General features: G+C 67.9%; 13 protein-coding genes. 11 read left to right on the top strand and 2 right to left on the bottom strand.

The window, feature by feature from the left end:
- Nucleotides 1-123 precede the first annotated feature (123 nt).
- Genes I2487_RS10035 through I2487_RS10025 form a run of 3 tightly spaced genes read left to right on the top strand, consistent with a single transcriptional unit; the run spans nt 124 to nt 3403 of the window.
- Nucleotides 124-1512 carry a GntP family permease gene (locus I2487_RS10035; RefSeq protein ID WP_207171789.1) on the top strand — a complete coding sequence of 463 codons (1389 nt, stop codon included), beginning with the start codon at nt 124-126 and terminating at the stop codon, nt 1510-1512.
- Nucleotides 1513-1525: 13 nt separating this feature from the next.
- Entirely contained in the window at nt 1526-2320 is a 795-nt protein-coding gene (locus I2487_RS10030) for an SDR family oxidoreductase (protein ID WP_207171792.1), read from the top strand.
- 3 nt (nt 2321-2323) lie between these two features.
- A complete protein-coding gene (locus I2487_RS10025) occupies nt 2324-3403 on the top strand; it encodes a zinc-binding dehydrogenase (protein ID WP_207171793.1) in 1080 nt (359 codons plus the stop codon).
- Nucleotides 3404-3533: 130 nt separating this feature from the next.
- Here the strand turns inward: I2487_RS10025 and I2487_RS10020 are convergent, their stop codons facing one another.
- Entirely contained in the window at nt 3534-5678 is a 2145-nt protein-coding gene (locus I2487_RS10020) for a M3 family metallopeptidase (RefSeq protein WP_207171809.1), read from the bottom strand.
- 103 nt (nt 5679-5781) lie between these two features.
- Between I2487_RS10020 and I2487_RS10015 the strand changes: the two genes are divergently transcribed.
- The 8 genes from I2487_RS10015 to I2487_RS09980 all read left to right on the top strand — a co-directional run bounded on the left by I2487_RS10015 (nt 5782) and on the right by I2487_RS09980 (nt 14984).
- The gene (locus tag I2487_RS10015) at nt 5782-6540 is read left to right on the top strand and encodes a YebC/PmpR family DNA-binding transcriptional regulator (protein WP_207171811.1); all 759 of its coding nucleotides are present in this window, start codon (nt 5782-5784) and stop codon (nt 6538-6540) included.
- A gap of 48 nt (nt 6541-6588) precedes the next feature.
- Nucleotides 6589-7290 carry a crossover junction endodeoxyribonuclease RuvC gene (gene ruvC, locus I2487_RS10010; RefSeq protein ID WP_207171813.1) on the top strand — a complete coding sequence of 234 codons (702 nt, stop codon included), beginning with the start codon at nt 6589-6591 and terminating at the stop codon, nt 7288-7290.
- Between the two features lie 80 nt (nt 7291-7370).
- Nucleotides 7371-7976 (top strand): Holliday junction branch migration protein RuvA, encoded by a 606-nt coding sequence (gene ruvA, locus I2487_RS10005; RefSeq protein WP_207171815.1) that lies wholly within the window; start codon nt 7371-7373, stop codon nt 7974-7976.
- Between the two features lie 38 nt (nt 7977-8014).
- Nucleotides 8015-9007: a Holliday junction branch migration DNA helicase RuvB gene (gene ruvB / locus I2487_RS10000; protein ID WP_207171866.1), complete on the top strand. Its 993-nt coding sequence runs from the start codon at nt 8015-8017 to the stop codon at nt 9005-9007.
- A gap of 77 nt (nt 9008-9084) precedes the next feature.
- Nucleotides 9085-9426 carry a preprotein translocase subunit YajC gene (locus I2487_RS09995; RefSeq protein WP_207171816.1) on the top strand — a complete coding sequence of 114 codons (342 nt, stop codon included), beginning with the start codon at nt 9085-9087 and terminating at the stop codon, nt 9424-9426.
- Between the two features lie 10 nt (nt 9427-9436).
- A complete protein-coding gene (secD, locus tag I2487_RS09990) occupies nt 9437-11407 on the top strand; it encodes a protein translocase subunit SecD (protein WP_207171817.1) in 1971 nt (656 codons plus the stop codon).
- Nucleotides 11407-12534 (top strand): protein translocase subunit SecF, encoded by a 1128-nt coding sequence (gene secF, locus I2487_RS09985; RefSeq protein ID WP_207171818.1) that lies wholly within the window; start codon nt 11407-11409, stop codon nt 12532-12534. The genes secD and secF overlap by 1 nt, the downstream gene beginning before the upstream one ends.
- Before the next feature lie 158 nt (nt 12535-12692).
- A complete protein-coding gene (locus tag I2487_RS09980) occupies nt 12693-14984 on the top strand; it encodes a RelA/SpoT family protein (RefSeq protein ID WP_345941407.1) in 2292 nt (763 codons plus the stop codon).
- A gap of 30 nt (nt 14985-15014) precedes the next feature.
- Here I2487_RS09980 and I2487_RS09975 read toward each other — a convergent pair whose 3' ends face one another.
- Nucleotides 15015-15746, bottom strand: coding sequence for a hypothetical protein (locus tag I2487_RS09975; RefSeq protein WP_207171822.1), 732 nt, complete (start codon nt 15744-15746; stop codon nt 15015-15017).
- Between the last annotated feature and the right edge of the window lie 43 nt (nt 15747-15789).

Genomic DNA, 15789 nt, shown 5'->3' with positions numbered 1-15789 from the left:
ACTACCTGTCTGCCACCATGTGACTGGAAACACATCCCAGTGACTCTGTGCGGTCACGATGAGGCTTCGACGTTGACGCCCCAGACCGCGCGCTCCCACTCAGACTTTGCAACGGAGACACCCATGGAAGATTGGACTCAGACACTGGGCACAGGCCCCTTGTTGTCCATTGCGGTCGGCGCGATCGCGCTGATCCTGCTGCTCATCATTCGATTCAAGGTCCACGCGTTCATCACGTTGATCGTGGTCTCGACCCTCACCGCCGTCGTTGCGGGCGTTCCACTCTCGGCCCTCTCTGAGACCTTGACGGACGGATTCGGAGCCACGCTCGCCAGTGTCGCGATTCTGGTCGCCCTCGGCGCCATGTTGGGCCGCCTCGTGGAGCACTCAGGCGGCGCCAAGGCCCTCGCCGAGGCTCTGATCTCCCGCTTCGGTGAACGCCGAGCTCCGTTCGCCCTCGGCATCGCTTCGCTGATCCTGGGCTTCCCGATGTTCTTCGACGCGGGCCTCGTGATGATGCTCCCGATCGTCTTCGCGGTGGCACGACGGGTCTCCGGCAAGAACGTTCTGCTGTTCGGTCTGCCCACGGCGGCGGCGTTCTCCGTCATGCACGTGTTCCTGCCGCCACATCCGGGCCCAGTGGCAGCCTCTGAACTCTATGAGGCCAACCTCGGCATCGTGCTGCTCGTCGGACTCATCATCGCGTACCCCCTCTGGTACGTCTCCGGTTACCTGTGGGGTCTCTTCGTCGGGCAGCGCCTGATGGTCCCGGTTCCCACGATCTTCGGTGAGATCGACGACGATCAGCCGACGAATCCGCCCCGGGTCAGCACCATCATCTTCCTGCTGCTCCTGCCCATGACGCTCATCCTCTTCAACACCGGCCTCAGCAGCCTGACCTCGGTGGGGATCTTCGACGCGGAGAGCACCTGGGTCCAGGCGCTGTCCTTCCTCGGCACCACCATGATGGCGCTGTTGATCACGGTCATCGTCGCGTCCATCGTGCTGGGCTACCGTCGCGGTGAATCCGGCACAGCCCTGGAGAAGCTCCTGGACTCCGCTCTGGGCCCGGTCTGCTCGGTCATCCTGATCACCGGCGCCGGCGGCATGTTCGGCGGCGTGCTGCGCGCCTCCGGCATCGGCGATGCACTGGCCGATTCGCTCAGTGACCTCGGGCTGCCGGTGATCGCTGCCGCGTACCTCATCGCAGTGGCGATTCGCCTGGCTCAGGGTTCGGCGACGGTCGCCCTGGTCACCGCCGCAGGTCTGGCCGCGCCGGCGGTGCTGGCGGGAGACTTCAACTCGATCCAGGTCGCGGCCATCGTCCTGGCGACCGCCGCTGGCTCGGTGTTCGCCGGACACGTCAACGACTCGGGCTTCTGGCTCGTCGGCCGACTCATGGGCATGGATGTCAAGGAGACGCTGAAGACCTGGACCGTGCAGCAGGCGCTGCAGTCGATGCTCGGGTTCATCCTGGTGGTCATCGTCTACCTGGCCGCCTCGCTGCTCTGAAAGGAACCGCACCGTGACACACAGCAACACCGAGAGCCGCGCACAGAATCTCTTCGACATCACCGGTCACCATGCGCTGATCACCGGTTCCTCGCGAGGGCTGGGGCGGCAACTGGCCCTGGCCCTGGCGGGGGCTGGCGCTGAGGTCACCCTGCATGGTCGCGATGCCGCGGCGCTGGAAGAGGCTCGGCTGGAGGTGGAGTCCGTCTCCGGCCGGCCCGCCCACAGCGTCACCTTCGACGTGACGGATGCAGATCAGGTCCGTCGAGAGTTGGACCGGCTGGTCGAAGAACGCGGGACTCCCGACATTCTGGTCAACAACGCAGGCCTCCAGCGCCGGGCGCCTTTCCAGGACTTCGAGACCCAGGACTGGGACGACGTCGTCGGCTCGAACCTCAGCAGCGTCTTCTACGTCTCTCGCGCGCTGGTGCCGAGCATGATCCAGCGCGGCTCCGGCAAGATCATCAATATCGGGTCGGTGCAATCGATGCTGGCTCGGGAGACGATCGCGCCGTACTCCGCCACCAAGGGCGCGGTCGCTCAGCTCTCCAAGGGGATGGCCGCAGATCTGGCCCGTCACGGGATCCAGGTGAACACCATTTCGCCCGGATACTTCGCCACCGACATGAATCGAGCCCTGGTGGCAGACGAAGATTTCAACCAATGGGTCTGCAAGCGCACCCCGGCGGGACGATGGGGCTCGCTCGACGAGCTCTCGGGTGCACTGCTCTTCTTCAGCTCCTCGGCGTCCAGCTTCGTCTCCGGACAGAACCTGTTCGTCGACGGCGGCATGACCTCGGTGGTGTGACGCATGGATACCGTGAACAGCCCCTCGGCAGCCCCGCAGGAGACGAATCACGCACTGGTGATCCATGGCGCGCAGAGCTGTTACTGGGAGCCAGTGCCCATGCCGGTCCCGGAAGAGCACCAGGTGCTGCTTCGGGTGGCCTACGTCGGGATCTGCGGCTCGGATCTGCACTACTACCAGGATGGCGCCAACGGCGACTTCAAGGTCCGTGAACCCTTGATCCCGGGCCATGAGCTCTCAGGCACGGTGGCTGAGGATCCAACGGGTGAGCTGCCTGCGGGGACCCCGGTGACCGTGCATCCAGCGCGATGGGGCACGCCTCAGCCCGGCCTGGAGGATGCCCCGAACCTCTGGCCTGGCGGGTCCTACCTCGGCAGCGCCTCGACCTGGCCGCATACGCAGGGGGCCTTGGCAGAATTCATCGTGGTCGACCGCACCATGGTGCGGGTTCTGCCGGGACAGCTGCCGATCCGTCGCGCGGTCCTCGCCGAACCACTCGCGGTCGCGCTTCACGCGGTTGAGCAGGCCCGCTCGGTCGGTGCTCATCCGGAAACCGCACGGATTCTCGTCTCAGGTGTGGGCCCCATCGGGCTGCTGACCGTGGCGGCCCTGAAGGCTGCCGGAGCGGCCCACATCACCGCGACAGATGTGGTTCCTCAGGCTCTGGAACGCGCTGAGCGCCAAGGGGCCACCGTGTGCCTGGATGTGTCCAAGGACAGCGTCCCGGAGCACTCCTACGACCTGGTCTTCGAGTGTTCGGGAGTCGATGCGGCCATCGCTTCGTCGACCTCGCGCGCTCTACGGTCAGGAGGCGTCCACGTCCAGGTGGGGATGGTCGCGCCGACGTCGAGCCCCATCGGACTCTCGCGCGTCATCTCCGGGGAGATACGCATCGTCGGGGCATTCCGCTTCGTCCACGAGATCGATGACGCCATCAGGCTCCTCGAGTCGCACTCGGAGATCGAAGACGTCATCACCCATGAGCTCGACCCCGAAGATCCGGCGACCTTGTTCGCGACCGCGGCGGATCCCAGACTCTCCGGGAAGGTCATCGTCGGAGTCACTGGTACGCCACGGCTCTGAAGGGTGCGCTGTGGGGTGCGCCGTGGGGTGCACTGCGGATTGCGCTGTGGGGTGCGCTCTCACCCCACAGGCGGATCGGCGGCACGCCGGGTGAATCTGATTCCCCCGGCGTGCCGCCGATCCGACCGTCCTAGAGTCCCAGCTGGTGCAGCAGGGCCCCCATGGCGGGGTCCCGGCCGAAGGTGATTCGGTAGGACTCCAGCGGATCCCGGGTGTTCCCGCGGGCCAGCAGCTCGCGGCGCACCTGAAACCCCGCCGCGGCGAGGGCCCGGTCCAGCTGCTCGGTGTCCTCGAGGGTACCCAGCTGTTCGCGGTACCACTGTGAGGCGTCGGCGGCGAGCACCTGGGCCCACAGGTAGGAGTAGTACCCGGCGGCGTAGCCGGATCCGGCGAAGATGTGCTTGAAGAATCCGGTGCCATACCGCGGCGGCACCAACGGGTGATCCAGCCCCCATGCAGCCAGCGCCTGGGCGGAGAACGCCTCAGGATCCTCCGCGGCGGCCTCGGCCTCCTCGACGGAGAGCGTGTGCCAGGCCAGGTCCAGGACGACGGCGGCGATGTGTTCGAAGGTGCTCAATCCCTTGCCCCAGAGCTGCTCCGCCGCGGGCGCCTGACCGGCTTCGGCGAGGCCTCCGGTGAACAGCTCCTGGAAGATCTCATTGACCTGGGAGGGGAACTCGACGTTGTCCCGAGGCACCGCAGTGGCGGAGAGCTCCTCGAACTCCGCCTCGGCCAGCAGGCCATGCAGGGCGTGGCCGAACTCGTGGAAGAGCGTGCGCATCGCCGAGGGCGTCAACGCCGGCTCTTCCCCCGGCGCCGGGGCGGTGATGTTCAACGCGTTGATCACCACCGGTGAGGATCCGGTCAACGTGGAGGCCACCGAGAAGGAGTTCATCCATGCCCCGCCGGACTTGCTCGGCCGGGCGAAGAGATCGAGCAGGAACAGACCGATGCCCGCACCCGGCCGCTGCTCGGCGGAGTCCTCGAAGACCTCGAAGCTGCGAGCTCCGGGGGCGAAACCGGGCAGGTCATCACGTTCGACCACCGTGATCCCGTAGAGCCGGGACGCCGCGGCGAAGACCCGGTCCAGCGCCTCCTGCAGGGGCACGTCCTGGCCCTCGCCCGGGGCCTCATCGGTGGACCGCTGCTTCGCCACCGCTGCGAAGCCGAAGCTGATGTCCCAGGGGTCAAGCTCTGCGCTGCTGCTCGAGGCACCGGGGCCAGACGCGCCGTTCGCAACGACCCCGGCCTCCCGCAGCGTCTGGATCTCGGCCTCGAGCCGGGCCGAGGCGCCGTCGGCGATGGTGCGCAGCATCGTCTCGATGCTGGCGCGGTCCTCGGCCGTGCGCGAAGGCAGCACCGTGTCTAGGTGATGCTCGAAGCCCAACATCCGCGCGCGACGGGCACGCAGCAGGGCGATCTGCGCTCCGATCGCACCGGTGGTCCTGCCCGCCTCGTCGGTCAGGGTGCCGCGCGCCGTGGAGGCCTGGTGCAGCCGGCGCCGGGACTCGCGGAGGGTCATCCGCTCCAGAGGGCCCTGCTGGACGGGCAGATTCAGGGGCAGCAGCGCTCCGCCGCCGTGCCCGGCCTCCCGGGCCGCCGCCTCCGCAGCGGCCAGCTCCTGCTCACCGAGTCCGGCCAGCTCCGAGAGGTCGGTGAAGTGGACCGCGTGGGCGGCCGCCTCGCGCCGCTGCAGCTGCTCATAGGCAGTCTCGGCGGCGGTGAGCTCAAGGTTGATCGCGCGCAGCTGCGCCTGGGTGGTCTCCGCGAGTCCAGCCCCGGCGGCGCGGGCGGCGTCCAGCGTCTTGTGCAGCATCCGCAGCTGTTCCGGGGTGGCGCTGGTCTGGCCCTGCGCCAGCGCAGACTCCAGCGCAGAGAGTCGGCGGAAGAGCCCCGGGTGCAGGGTGAGCCAATCTCGGTGCCCGGCCAGTTCTTGGGCCAGCTCCTGCTGGACCTGCTGCCGCTGCGGGGTGGCGTGCACCGATGACATGCAGGAGAACGCCCGCTCCACCCGGGAGAGCAGCCGGTGGGAGAGTCCCAGCGGGTGCAGCACGGTGGCGACGCTCGCGGGGGAGTCATCGGCGGCGATCACCTCCACCGCTTCGCGCTGAGCGGTGATCCCGGCGTGAAGCGCGGGGAGCCAGTGCTCATCGTGGATGCGCGAAAGGTCGACCAGCCCATAGTCCAGGGGGCCGTCTTCCAGCAGCGGATTCTGCGAGGGCGGCTGGTGCGTCGTCGGGCGCTCTGTGGCGCCCGGGCGCTCGGTGTGCTCCATGAGACTCAAGGTCCTCTCCGATAGGCTGGTGGCAAGACTATAGGACGGTTGCTTCATGCAACTGTTGATTGTGATCATCCGGACGTCATTCACGAGGAGAACCATGGCCGGCCATTCCAAATGGGCCAACACCAAGCACCGCAAGGCTGCTGTGGATGCCAAGCGCGCCAAGCTCAACGGGCGCTACATCAAACAGATCGAAGTGGCCGCGCGCAACGGAGGCCCCGACCTCGCCGGCAACCCCGGGCTCGAGCTCGCGGTCTCCAAGGCGAAGAAGAACTCCGTGCCCAACGACAACATCGACCGCGCCATCAAGCGCGGCGCCGGACTCTCCGGCGACAGCGTGGAGTACGAGGAGATCACCTATGAGGTGCGCGGCCCGCAGGGCTCGGCGCTTCTGGTGGAGTGCCTCACGGACAACCGCAACCGTGCCGCCTCGGAGGTCCGCATCGCGGTGACCCGATCCGGCGGCACTGTCGCGGATCCCGGTTCCGTGGCCTATATGTTCCAGCGCAAGGCCGTGGTGCAGCTGCCCAAGGCCGAGCTGAGCGAGGACGATGTGCTGGCCGCAGTGCTCGAGGCCGGGGTCGAGGACCTCATCGAACACGAAGCCAGCTTCGAGATCCGCGCCGAGCCGCAGGACCTGCACGCGGTGCTCAAGGGCCTGGAGGAAGCTGGCCTGAGCTGGGACAGCGATGAGGTGGAGTTCGTCTCCGATGTCACCGTGGATCTCGATGTGGACGCCGCCAAGAAGTTCTTCAAGCTGCACGACGCCCTGGAGGACCTCGACGACGTGCAGAACGTGCACACCAACGCCGACCTCAGCGCCGAGACGCTGGCGGCCCTCGAGGCCGAGGACTGAGGCAGGCGCAGTCCCGATGCCGCAGCACACGATGAGCCCGGTGTCGCGATGAGCCCGGCGGGAGTCGTCTCCGGCACCGCCGGGACTTCGCGGACCGCACAGCGGATCCTGGGGGTCGACCCCGGGCTGACCCGCTGCGGGTTCGCGGTGGTGGAGATGAACCTCAATCGCACGGGGGAGTCCCTGCACGTGGAGGTCACCGGCACCAAGGCGGCGCAGGACCTGGCCGAGCGGATCCTCAGCATCCAGCGCGCTGCCGAGGCGCTGCTGGATCGATTCGCCCCGGATGTGCTGGCCATCGAACGGGTCTTCGCGCAGAACAACGCACCCACGGTGGTGGCCACCGCCCAGGCCTCGGGAGTGATCATCGCGGCCGCGGCCGCCCGCGGCATTCCGGTGGCCTGGCACACCCCCTCGGAGGTCAAGGCCGCGGTGACCGACGATGGAAACGCCGATAAGCAGGCGGTGGCCCGGATGGTGCAGCGGATCCTGAAGCTGCCGGGCCTGCCGACTCCGGTAGACGCCACCGATGCCTATGCGGTGGCGATCTGTCATGGCTGGCGCTCCGGGATCGGTGCGCGATTCAACATGTCGGGATCCACGCAGACCCACCAGGGCGCCACGACCGGGCTGCAGCGGGCTCAGCAGGCGGCAGGCTCCACGCCTGGTGGATCGACACGAGCGGCGTCCGGAGCCGGGCTGACCCCCGCACAGCGCGCCTGGATGGAAGCCGCGAAGCGGGCGCGCTAGAGTGTTCGAATACATGTTCTAATGGCGCCGGGGCATCCCTGGTCCGCGACCAGTCGCCAGCGGCGACGGTGAGGTGAGGAATGATCTCTTCCATCCGTGGCGACGTGCTCCACGTCGGCATCGACCATGCGGTGGTCGAGGTCTCCGGCTTCGGGCTGCATGTCTCGGCCACTCCGAAGACCCTGGCAGATCTGCACCGCGGCACCGAGGCGCGGCTGCACACCAGCTTCGTGCCGCGCCAGGACGATGCGCCGCTGCTCTTCGGCTTCTCCGAACTCTCCGAGCGGGTCATCTTCACCACCCTGGTCTCGATCTCCGGGATCGGGCCGAAGATGGCGCTGGCGGTGCTCGCGGTGCACACCCCGCACGAGGTCCACCAGGCCATCGCCGAGTCTGACACCGACGCATTCACCCGGGTTCCGGGCATCGGGAAGAAGACCGCGCAGCGGATCCTGCTGGAACTCGCCGGCAAACTCGTGATCGATCCGCCGACACCGACCGCCGCCGCCCCGGCCGAGCCCGAGGTCGCCGTCCAGGTCCGCGAGGCCCTGGTCTCTCTGGGCTGGACCGAGAAGGACGCCCGCACCGCCGTGGAGAAGCTGCTGGCCGCCCAGCCGGAGCTGCTCACCGCCGATGTCTCCACCGTGCTGCGCCAGGCGCTGCGCAGCCTCGGAGGTGCCCGGTGAGCGCAGAGGCTCCCCGCGAGCTGGTGGGCGGGAACTCGATGACCGAGGAGCGCGCCATGGAGGCGGCGCTGCGACCGAAGGCGCTGAGCGACTTCGTCGGGCAGCAGACGGTCCGCCGTCAGCTCTCCCTGGTGCTGGAGTCCTCCCGGATCCGCGGCACCGCCTCGGACCACGTGCTGCTCTCCGGGCCTCCCGGGCTGGGCAAGACCACGCTGGCGATGATCATCGCCGCCGAGATGAACGCCCCGCTGCGGATCAGCTCCGGGCCCGCGATCCAGCATGCCGGGGACCTCGCGGCGATCCTGTCCTCGCTGACCGAGGGCGAGGTGCTCTTCGTCGATGAGATCCACCGGATGTCCCGGCCCGCGGAGGAGCTGCTCTACATGGCGATGGAGGACTTCCGGGTCGATGTGATCGTGGGCAAGGGTGCCGGGGCGACGTCGATCCCCCTGGAGCTGCCACCCTTCACCCTGGTGGGGGCGACCACCCGCGCGGGCCTGCTGCCCGGGCCGCTGCGCGATCGGTTCGGCTTCACCGCTCAGCTCGAGTTCTACAGCACCGACGAGCTGGAGCTGGTGCTGCGCCGCTCCTCGGCGATGCTGGACATGGACGTCGCCGGGCAGGGCTTCGCGGAGATCGCCACGCGCTCCCGCGGCACCCCGCGGATCGCCAACCGGCTGCTGCGCCGGGTCCGGGACTGGGCACTGGTGCATAGGGTGCCGCAGGTGGACCGGGCGACCGCCGCTGCGGCGCTGGAGATGTACGAGGTCGACGAGCGTGGTCTGGACCGGTTGGACCGGTCCGTGCTCGAGGCGCTGTGCCTGAAGTTCAACGGCGGCCCGGTCGGACTCTCCACACTGGCCGTGCTGGTGGGGGAGGAGACCGAGACCGTGGAGACGGTCGCCGAGCCCTACCTGGTCCGAGAGGGCCTGCTCGCCCGGACCCCTCGAGGGCGCGTCGCCACTGACCAGGCCTGGCGGCACCTGGGGCTGACTCCACCGGAGCGTCACCCTGATAGTCTGTCGGGTTGAATGCCCGGCCAGCTTCTTTCGGGTGAAGATCCGCCCGCTGGCCTCGAACATCCCGCGACGAGAGATTGGCCCGATCTGTGAACGCTTCGCTCTACCACGCCCAGCTTCTAGCCACTGAAGGCGGCGGGACCGGTCCCGCGCTGGACCCGTTCCTGCTGATCATGATCGCCATCCTGGTGATCTTCATGGTGCTGACCTTCCGCCGCGGCAAGAAGATGCGCGATGAGCAGACCAAGGCCCGCGGCGGTGCCGTGGTCGGCGCCCAGGTGGTCACCGCGGGCGGCATGGTCGGCACCGTGGTGTCCCGCGACGAGGAGGCCCAGCGGGTGACCCTGGAGTTCAGCTCCGGGGACCGCGTGGACTTCCTGATCGGCGCCATCCAGCAGGTGGTTGAACCCGCCGCCACCACCGAGGACTGATCCGCCTCCTATGGCTCCACGCACCCCCGTCGCGAGTGCCCGCGGCGCCCTGATCGGTCTGCTCGTGCTGCTCCTGGGCATGGGCGGACTTCTTGCATTCGCGGTCCAGGACGGCCGCGCCCAGTGGGCGCCGCTGCTTGCCCTGGACCTCGAAGGCGGCACCCAGATGGTCCTCTCGCCCCAGGTCGAGGGCGACGAACAGATCGACGCCGAACAGCTTGAGCAGGCGGTGGAGATCATCCGCCAGCGCGTCGACGGCTCCGGCGTCACCGAATCGGAGATCGCCACTCAGGGTGGGGAGAACGTCGTCGTCGGCATGCCCGGCGTGCCCGACGCAGAGACCCGAGAACTGATCCAGGCGTCGGCGAACATGGAGTTCCGCCCGGTCATCCAGGTGGAGCAGGACCTGGACTTCCTGCAGCAGACGCTGCTCGAGGACGAGGACCTCTCCGAGGAGGAGGCCGAGGCGCTCGAGGAGGAGCTCGCGGCCACCGCGGAGGAGGACGAGGAGACCCCCGCGGCGGAGCCCGAGGACTTCGAGGAGCCCACGGCGGAGCCGGAGAACGGCTCCGACCCGAACTGGATCACCCCTGAGCTGGCCGCGGAGTTCGCGAACTTCACCTGCAGCACCGAGATCAGTCTCGAAGAGCGCGCCGAAGCCTCGGATGAGGAGCCGCTGATCTCCTGCGACCCCAACTCTGGTGTGAAGTACCTGCTGGGACCCGTGGAGGTCCCCGGCACCAACATCGCCGACTCCAGCTTCGGCATGGAGCAGTCTCCCAGTGGGCAGTCCACCGGACGCTGGGCGGTGACCATCAACTTCGACGGCGAGGGAACCGAGGCGTTCCGCGACACCACCACCCGCCTGGTCAACCTGGAGGCCCCGCGCAACCAGTTCGCCATCATGCTCGACGGCCAGGTCATCTCGGCACCGACCACACAGGCAGCGATCGTGGACGGGCGCCCGCAGATCACCGGTGACTTCACCGAGGACGAGGCCCGCGGGCTCTCCGAGCAGCTGCGCTATGGCTCGCTGCCGATCAGCTTCGAGATCGAGTCCGAGCAGCAGATCTCCGCCACCCTGGGCGAGGAGCAGCTGCGGCTCGGCCTGATCGCCGGCATCATCGGCCTGGTCCTGGTCGCCGGCTACGCGATGTTCCAATACCGCGCCCTGGGCCTGGTCACCATCGCCTCGCTGGTGGTCGCCGGCGTGATGACCTGGTGGGCCATCGCCCTGCTGGGCTGGAGCGACGGCTACCGGCTTTCGCTCGCCGGCATCGCCGGGCTGATCGTCTCGATCGGTCTGACCGCAGACTCCTTCATCGTGTACTTCGAACGCGTCAAGGACGAGCTGCGCGAGGGGAGATCCCTGCCCGGAGCGGTGGAGGCCGGCTGGGCCCGAGCCCGGCGCACCATCCTGGCCTCCAAGGCCGTGAACATCATCGCCTCTGTGGTGCTCTACCTCGTGGCCGTGGGCAATGTGCGCGGATTCGCGTTCACCCTGGGCCTGACCGCCATCATCGACATCATCCTGGTGTTCCTCTTCACCCACCCGTTGATGCAGCTGATCGCCCGTCGGAAGTTCTTCGCCGCCGGCAAGCCCTTCTCCGGGCTCTCCGAGAAGGAGCTTGGGGTCGATGTGCTCTACCGCGGTCGCGGGCGGTTCGCACGCAGCACCGTGGTCGCCGAAGGACCGGCGGGGCCGATGACGCCGAGCGACTCCACCGCAGACCCCGGCGGGGACCCCCGGCCGCCGAGCAGTCCGCTGCCACGCTCGGCGGGAACCCCCGACGACGCGCGGGAGGCCCGGATCCAGGAGCTTCCCGAGATCTCAGATCTCGAATGGAGCCAGATGACGATCGCCGAACGGCGCCGCGCGCGGGCCGCTGCGGCCCGTCAGCGCAGCTCCGAGGACGCACCGCATGACGCAGAGGCCTCGGAACGGCGCCTGAGAACTAGTGAGATCGAGGAGGACCGCTGATGGCTGCAGGATTCGCCAAGACCGGCAACCAGCTCTACACCGGTGAACGGTCCTACCCGTTCATCCAGCGATCCAACCTCTGGTTCCTGATCGCCGGGATCCTGGTGCTCGCCTCGATCGCCCTGCCGTTCTTCCGTGGCGGCTTCAACCTCGGGATCGAGTTCACCGGCGGTTCGGAGTTCACGGTCTCGCAGACCGAGAACACCGACATCGCGGTCGGTGAGGACGCCGTGTCGGAGATCTCCGGGCAGGAGGCTGTGGTCACCAACGTGGCACCCAACACGGTGCGCGTGCAGACCGCTGAGCTCAGCGACACCGAGACCCTGGAGGTCGCCGAGGCGCTCCAGCAGGGCTACGGTGTGACCGGGGAACAGGTCAGCTCCACCTTCATCGGCCCGGTCTGGGGCGAGCAGATCTCGCAACAGATGCTGCTCGGCCTGGTGATCTTCGTGGTGCTCGTGGCGCTGTACATGGCGTTCTACTTCCGCACCTGGACCATGTCCCTGGCGGCCATGCTGGGGCTGGGCTTCGTGGTGATCACCACGGTCGGCATCTATTCGCTGACCGGATTCGAGGTGACCCCCAGTGCGATCATCGGATTCCTCACGATCCTCTCCTATGCGCTCTACGACACCATGGTGGTCTTCGACAAGATCCGCGAGAACCTGGAGCCGCTGAGGGAGCAGAAGGACCAGACGTTCACCGAACGGGTTAACCTGGCGGTGAATCAGACCCTGGTCCGTTCGCTGAACACCTCGGTGGTGGGCATCCTGCCGGTGGGCTCGATCCTGTTCATCGGCTCGCTGCTGCTCGGCGCCGGCACGCTGCGCGACATCTCACTCTCGCTCTTCGTGGGCATCATCGTGGGCACACTGGCCACGATCTTCATCCAGGCCCCGCTCTACGCCCGGATGCGCCGAAACGACGCCGAGATCAAGGCTCACACCGAAGAGGTCCTGCGGCTGCGCGAGCTCCGTGGGGTGCACGCGGTCACCTGGTCCGGCACGGCGCTGGATGAATCCGGACGACCGGTGAAGTTCCCGCCGCTTCCAGAGCCGGAGCCGGAGGAGGACCTGGAAGCCGAAGACGAGTACCAGGTCATCATTCAGACCCCGCACGAGCACTGAGTCTCAGCAGCGGCTGAAATGGGGCTACAATTGCCGACACGCCGTCTTCAGCATCCCGGCTCAGTCCTAGGGAAAGCAGGTCCGCACTGGTGAACGAGGAACGCCCGGCAGTCGAGGGCACCACGCAGCTCGCCGCAGCGAGCGCAGCCTCACCGCCCGTGGTTCGACGGGCTCGCGCCGTCGGGGTGGTCAGTGATGAGGCGGCCTCCTCGCCGCTGCTCGAGCCGCTCCTGCGCGCCATGCGGGCCAATGATTCGCAGCAGGACTTTCCCCTGGTGCAGCGCGCCTTCGAGGTGGCGAACCATCACCACCGGGACCAGAAGCGCAAGAGCGGTGATCCCTACATCACCCACCCGGTGGCAGTCGCCACCATCCTGGCGGAACTGGGCCTGACCGGATCGACCCTCGCCGCCGCGCTGCTGCACGACACGGTCGAGGACACCAGCTATTCGCTGGAACAGCTCACCGAGGAGTTCGGCGCTGAGATCGCGCTGCTGGTCGACGGGGTCACCAAGCTGGACAAGCTCAAGTTCGGCGACGCCGCGCAGGCCGAGACCGTGCGCAAGATGGTCCTGGCCATGGCCAAGGACATCCGGGTGCTGATGATCAAGCTCGCCGACCGGCTGCACAACGCACGCACCTGGCGCTATGTGGCCGCCGAGTCCAGTGCCCGCAAGGCCAAGGAGACCCTGGAGATCTTCTCCCCGCTGGCCCATCGGCTGGGGATGAACACCATCAAATGGGAGCTCGAGGACCTCTCCTTCGCTGCCCTGTACCCCAAGGTCTACGAGGAGATCGTCCGGCTGGTCGGGGATCGCACTCCGCAGCGCGAGAAGTTCCTCTCCGAGGTGCGCGAGACCATCGCCGATGACCTCAACGAGTCGGCCATCTCAGCGACCATCACGGGGCGGCCCAAGCACTACTACTCGATCTATCAGAAGATGATCGTGCGCGGCAAAGAGTTCGACGACATCCATGACCTGATGGGCGTCCGGGTGCTGGTGGACACCATCCGGGACTGCTACGCGGTCCTCGGCGCGCTGCATGCCCGCTGGAACCCGCTGCCCGGTCGGTTCAAGGACTACATCGCGATGCCGAAGTACAACATGTACCAGTCGCTGCACACCACGGTGCTCGGTCCGGCCGGCAAGCCCGTCGAGATCCAGATCCGCACCCATGAGATGCACCGACGCGCCGAGTATGGCGTGGCCGCGCACTGGAAGTACAAGCAGGACTCCTCCGCCACCGCGCCGCACTCTGCGGTGAACCAGCCCACCGGCGGATCCCTGGCCGGGACCGCGACCCAGCAGTCCCAGGCCACCGAGGACATCGGCTGGCTGCGCTCCCTGGTGGACTGGCAGTCCGAGACCAAGGACCCCGACGAGTTCCTGGATTCGCTGCGCTTCGAGATCAACGCCAAGGAAGTCTTCGTCTACACCCCCAAGGGTGAGGTCATGGCGCTGCCGGCGGGCTCCACCCCGGTGGACTTCGCCTATGCGATCCATACCGACGTCGGGCACAAGACCATCGGGGCTCGGGTCAACGGGAAGCTGGTGCCGCTGAACTCCGAGCTCCAGCACGGGGACTGGGTGGAGATCTTCACCTCCAAGTCCGAGACCGCCGGGCCCAGCAACGACTGGCTGATGTTCGTCAAGAGCCCGCGGGCCCGGAACAAGATCCGGCACTGGTTCTCCAAGGAGCGCCGCGAGGAGTCCATCGAGCGCGGCAAGGAGAGTCTCACCAAGGCCATCCGGAAGTCCGCGCTGCCGCTGCAGAAGGTGATGAACCCCGAGGTGCTCGACACCGTCGCCAAGCAGCTGCACTACACCGAGGTCGCCGGGCTCTACGCCGGAGTGGGGGAGGAGCACGTCTCCACCCAGAACGTCATCGACCACCTGACCGCGCTCTTCGAGCCCGAGGAGGAGGAGTCCGAGGAACACGACACCACCCCGATCACCTCCCCAGGCACTCCGGCCAACCAGTATTCCGACGCCGGGGTGATCGTCAAGGGTGCCGGGAACGTGCTGGTGAAGCTGGCCCGCTGCTGCACCCCGGTGCCGCCGGATGAGATCGAAGGCTTCGTCACGCGCGGCCAGGGGGTCTCGGTGCACCGTGGAGACTGCCGCAACGTCCAGCAGCTGCGCGAACAGCCCGGACGCCTGGTGGAGGTCGAGTGGGCCCCCACGAAGTCCTCGGTGTTCCTGGTCGAGATCCAGGTCGAAGCGCTGGACCGCAAGTCGCTGCTCTCGGACGTCACGCGGGTCCTCGCCGAATCCCAGGTCAACATCCTCTCCGCGAGCGTGCAGACCTCGCGGGACCGGGTGGCGATCTCCCGGTTCTCCTTCGAGATGGGCGACCCCCGCTATCTGAACCACGTGCTGAACTCCGTGCGCCGGATCGACGGGGTCTACGACGTCTACCGCACGGTGGGCAAACGCCGGGAACACTGAGCCTGGCGCGGACCCGCGCACCTGAAGCGTTCACCGGTCGAAGATCCGGGCCTGGAGCAGCGCCTCGAGCTGCTCCTGGCCTCGGCGTCGGCCGGTGTCTCGGCCGCCGCGCCGAGTGTCGATCGCCCGGAGCAGGGTGATCAGCTGGATCTGCTCCGGAGCCGCGCGGCGCAGTTCCCGGATCAGCGCCCACCGTTCCGCGCAGCCGGCACTCTCGGGTGCGCCGGGCAGCTGCGCCGAACCCGCTCGCTGCACTGGTCCTGGGTGCGGCGTGGGTTCCGTGCTGCGTGCGATGGACGGTGCATCCAGGGCCCGGCGGCTCTGAACCGTGCCGATGCCCAGGAACAGGTCCGTTGCGGTGCGCAGCGCGGTGGTGACCGGGACTCCTTGGAGCTGAAGCTGCTCGTGTGCTCCCAGCGGCACCTGATGGACCTGCCAGGGGATCGCCCCTGCGGTGCGGCGCCGGTATACCCCGGCGGTGATCACGGTGATCCGCTCCGGGGCTGACCCGACGCCCAGGTGCACCCAGGCGGCGGACTGCCCGCAGAGCACCGCGTGGGCGTGCAGGGAGCCGCTGAGCAGTGCTCGGCAGGCTTGGGCGCGCAGCGAGGGGGCGTCGGGCAGGGCGCTGCAGGCGTAGAGGTCGCCCAACAGCGGACGCACGGCGCCCTCGTGGACCATGACCTGGAGCTCTCCCGCGGAGAAGCCGGAGCCGGAGCGGTAGAGGCCCGGAGGAAGGCTCGGCGCGGTCTGGGGTGGCATACCTCCAGCCTGCCCGATCATCACCGTATTGCCAGGGCCCCGG

Source organism: Nesterenkonia sp. E16_10, from assembly GCF_017347085.1.
Lineage (GTDB): Bacteria > Actinomycetota > Actinomycetes > Actinomycetales > Micrococcaceae > Nesterenkonia.
Note: the sequence above shows the minus strand (reverse complement) of the source record. Positions and strands in the feature narration are given on the sequence as shown.

Coding starts and splice junctions, on each gene's coding strand:
- I2487_RS10035 (WP_207171789.1), top strand. CDS start 124: ATGGAAGATTGGACTCAGACACTGGGCACAGGCCCCTTGTTGTCCATT.
- I2487_RS10025 (WP_207171793.1), top strand. CDS start 2,324: ATGGATACCGTGAACAGCCCCTCGGCAGCCCCGCAGGAGACGAATCAC.
- I2487_RS10020 (WP_207171809.1), bottom strand. CDS start 5,678: ATGGAGCACACCGAGCGCCCGGGCGCCACAGAGCGCCCGACGACGCAC.
- I2487_RS10015 (WP_207171811.1), top strand. CDS start 5,782: ATGGCCGGCCATTCCAAATGGGCCAACACCAAGCACCGCAAGGCTGCT.
- ruvC (WP_207171813.1), top strand. CDS start 6,589: ATGAGCCCGGCGGGAGTCGTCTCCGGCACCGCCGGGACTTCGCGGACC.
- ruvA (WP_207171815.1), top strand. CDS start 7,371: ATGATCTCTTCCATCCGTGGCGACGTGCTCCACGTCGGCATCGACCAT.
- ruvB (WP_207171866.1), top strand. CDS start 8,015: ATGACCGAGGAGCGCGCCATGGAGGCGGCGCTGCGACCGAAGGCGCTG.
- secD (WP_207171817.1), top strand. CDS start 9,437: ATGGCTCCACGCACCCCCGTCGCGAGTGCCCGCGGCGCCCTGATCGGT.
- secF (WP_207171818.1), top strand. CDS start 11,407: ATGGCTGCAGGATTCGCCAAGACCGGCAACCAGCTCTACACCGGTGAA.
- I2487_RS09975 (WP_207171822.1), bottom strand. CDS start 15,746: ATGCCACCCCAGACCGCGCCGAGCCTTCCTCCGGGCCTCTACCGCTCC.